General features: G+C 56.6%; 1 pseudogene. It reads right to left on the bottom strand.

The features are described from left to right. Positions 1-334: pseudogene (locus AC0L3B_RS38835) on the bottom strand (alpha/beta hydrolase); the annotation flags it as partial.

The following is a 334-nucleotide window of genomic DNA, read 5'->3' as shown; positions in this document are numbered from 1 at the left end:
CTGACAAGGCGGAATTCATACTTGCCAGTGAAGCGTTTTGCATAAGCCTCGGCCGGCGGATGGGGCGCGCCGTTCGCATCGCCTTCCATCGTGATAGTCGGCACGCTGATGGAAGGAAATGCCGCCAGTTTCTTCTCGATCGCGTCGTATTTGGGCTCGCCTTTGATCAGATTCAGGCGCCAGCGATAGTTGAAAATCGACACGGCTACGTGATCGGGGTTGTGCAGCGACGCTGCGCTGCGATCAAACGTGGCATCGTCGAAATTCCACTTCGGCGACGCCAGCTTCCAGATGAGCTTGGCGAAGTCGTGGGTGATTTTCTCGTAACCCAGAC

It is taken from the genome of Bradyrhizobium sp. Kon56 (genome assembly GCF_055807635.1).
Note: the sequence above shows the minus strand (reverse complement) of the source record. Positions and strands in the feature narration are given on the sequence as shown.